The organism is Streptomyces antimicrobicus, from assembly GCF_020532625.1.
GTDB classification, from domain to species: Bacteria; Actinomycetota; Actinomycetes; order Streptomycetales; family Streptomycetaceae; genus Streptomyces; species Streptomyces antimicrobicus.
Window position 1 is genome coordinate 1 of the sequence record NZ_JAJAUY010000248.1, and the last position, 3,338, is coordinate 3,338.

Annotated in this window: 1 protein-coding gene; it reads left to right on the forward strand. The window is 74.6% G+C overall.

Features of this window, described 5'->3' with window-relative positions; genetic code table 11:
• Positions 1–3,338, forward strand: a 3,338-nt coding sequence (locus LG632_RS29785; protein WP_226731042.1) for a non-ribosomal peptide synthetase, incomplete at both ends; no start/stop codon positions are given.

A 3,338-nucleotide genomic window follows, 5' to 3' on the forward strand; every position in this document is an offset into this window, starting at 1 on the left:
GCGTCCTCGTCCGGCACACCGCCGTGGCCCAGGCCGCCGTCGTCGTCCGCGAGGACCGTCCCGGTGACAAGCAGATCGTCGCCTACCTCGTGCCGGAGGCCGGCCAGGAGCTGCCGCGGCCCGCGGCGCTGCGTTCCCACGTGGCGGCCGACCTGCCCGACTACATGGTGCCGGCCGCGTTCGTCACCCTCGACGCCCTCCCGGTCACCCCGAACGGCAAGCTGGACCGCAAGGCCCTGCCCGCCCCGGACCTGTCCGCGCTCGCCGCCGGCCGGGCCCCCCGCACCCCGCAGGAGGAGATCCTGTGCGGGCTGTTCGCGGAGATCCTCGGCCTGCCGCGGGTCGGCATCGACGACAGCTTCTTCGACCTGGGCGGCCACTCCCTCCAGGCCACCCGGCTGGTCAGCCGCATCCGTACGGTCTTCGACGCCGAACTCCCGCTGCGCAGCCTGTTCGTGACCTCCACCCCCGCCGGCCTGGCCGCCCTGCTGCGCACGTCCGGCAGCGCCCGCGCCGCCGTCACCGCCGGCGAGCGCCCGGCCGAGGTCCCGCTGTCCTTCGCCCAGCGCCGGCTGTGGTTCCTCAGCGGCTTCGAAGGCTCCGGCGCCGGGTACAACATCCCGCTCGCCCTCCGGCTCACCGGCACGCTCGACCGGGCCGCGCTCACCGCCGCCCTCGCCGACGTGGTCGCCCGCCACGAAAGCCTGCGGACCGTCTTCGCCGACCGCGACGGCCGCCCCTACCAGGTGGTCCTCGCCCCCGAGAGCGCCCGTCCGGCCCTCGACGTGCGCACGGCCACCGCGGCCGACGTGGAGCAGCAGCTCGCCGAGGCGGCCGCCCACACCTTCGACCTCGCCGCCGAGATCCCGCTGCGGGCGACGCTGTTCCCCCTCGGCGAGGGCGAGCACGTCCTGCTCCTGCTGCTCCACCACATAGCCGGCGACGGCTGGTCCCTGGCCCCGCTCGCCCGCGACCTCTCCGTCGCCTACGCCGCCCGGCTCGACGGCGAGGCCCCGGGTTGGGAGCCGCTGCCGGTCCAGTACGCCGACTACACCCTCTGGCAGCGCGCGCTGCTCGGGGACGAGGGCGAGGACACCCCCGAGGGCGCGGCCCAGCTCGACCACTGGCGCACGACGCTGGCCGGCCTGCCCGAGGAGCTGGACCTCCCCACCGACCGGCCCCGCCCGGCCCGGGCCAGCTACCACGGCGACATCGTCCCCTTCACCCTCCCGCCGCAGCTGCACGCCAAGCTGAGCCAGCTGTCGCGCGACAGCCACAGCAGCCTGTTCATGGTGCTCCAGGCGGGCCTCGCCGCCCTGCTCACCCGGCTCGGCGCCGGCACCGACATCCCGCTCGGCACGGCCGTCGCCGGACGCACCGACGAATCCCTCGACCAGCTCGTCGGCTTCTTCGTCAACAACCTGGTGCTGCGCACCGACACCAGCGGCGACCCCACCTTCCGCGAACTCCTCGCCCGGGTGCGGGAGACGGACCTCGCCGCCTACGCCAACCAGGACACCTCCTTCGAGCGGCTGGTCGAGGTCCTCAACCCCGGCCGCTCGCTCGCCCGCCACCCCCTGTTCCAGGTCATGCTGACCCTGCAGAACAACGAGCGCGGCGAACTCGCCCTGCCCGGCCTGCGGGTGGCCCCGTACACGGTGCAGACGCACTCCTCGCGCTTCGACCTCGCCCTCGAACTGGGCGAGAAGCGCGGCGACGACGGCACGCACCAGGGCATCGAGGGCGTCGTCGAGTACAGCACCGACCTGTTCGACCGCGGCACCGTCGAGAAGCTCGTCAGCCGCTACGTCCGGCTGCTGGAGGCGGTCGCCGCCGACGCCGACCGGTCCATCGGGCGCATCGACGTCCTCGGCCCCGTCGAGCGCCACGAGCTGGTGATGCGCTACAACGACACGGAGACCGAGGTGGCCCCCGCCACCCTCCACGCCCTGATCGAGGAGCAGGTCCGGCGCACCCCCGAGGCGACGGCCGTCCGGTTCGCGGACGACAGCCTCACCTACCGGGAGCTCGACGAGCAGGCCAACCGCCTGGCCCACCGCCTGGTCCGGGCCGGCGTCGGCCCCGAGCGGACCGTCGCGGTCAGCGTGCCGCGCTCGCTCGACCTGGTGGTCGCGCTGGTCGCCGTCCTGAAGGCGGGCGGCGCCTACCTGCCGGTGGACCCCGACTACCCGGCCGAGCGCATCGCCTACATCCTCGGACACGCGGCGCCCGCCCTGCTGCTGACCGCCGGCGGGACCGACCTGCCCGGAGCCGAGGGGCTGCCGCGCCTGGTCCTGGACGACGAGGCGCTGCGCGCCGAGCTCGCGGGCCTGGACGCCTGCGCCCCGGCCGTGTCCGTGGCCCCGGCCTCCCCCGCGTACGTCATCTACACCTCCGGCTCCACCGGCCGCCCCAAGGGCGTCCTCGTCCCGCACACCGGCATCGTCAACCGGCTGCAGTGGATGCAGGACGCGTACGGGCTCGGTGCCGACGACCGCGTCCTGCAGAAGACGCCCGCCGGTTTCGACGTCTCCGTGTGGGAGTTCTTCTGGCCGCTGATCACCGGTGCCACCCTGGTCCTCGCCCGGCCGGAGGGCCACCGCGACCCGGCCTACCTGGCCGCTCTGATCCGCGACGCCGGCATCACCACCGTGCACTTCGTCCCCTCGATGCTGCAGGCCTTCCTCTCCGAGCCGTCCGCGGCCGACTGCGGGACCTCCCTGCGCCGGGTGATCTGCAGTGGCGAAGCCCTCCCGGCCGAGCTGCAGAGCCGCTTCTTCGAGGTCTGCGACGCGGCACTGCACAACCTCTACGGGCCCACCGAGGCCTCCGTCGACGTCACCGCCTGGGCCTGCACGCCCGACCCGGAGCGCCGTACGGTGCCCATCGGCCGACCGGTGTGGAACACCCGGGTCTACGTCCTCGACGAGCGGCTGCGCCCGGTGCCCCACGGCGTCCGCGGCGAGCTCTACCTCGCCGGCCACCAGCTGGCCCGCGGCTACCTCGGCCGCCCCGACCTCACGGCCGACCGCTTCGTGGCCTGCCCGTTCGGCGAGCCCGGCGAGCGCATGTACCGCACCGGCGACCTCGTGCGCTGGGCGTCCGACGGCGCCCTGGAGTACCTGGGCCGCACCGACCACCAGGTGAAGCTGCGCGGTTTCCGCATCGAGCTCGGCGAGATCGAGTCCGTGCTCTCGGCCCACCCGGGCGTCGACCACGCCGTGGTGCTGCTGCGCGAGGACCAGCCCGGTGACCAGCGGCTCGTCGGTTACGTCGTGGCCGACGGCACGACCGCCCCCGACCTGGACGCCCTGCGGACCCACGCGGCCGGCGCCCTC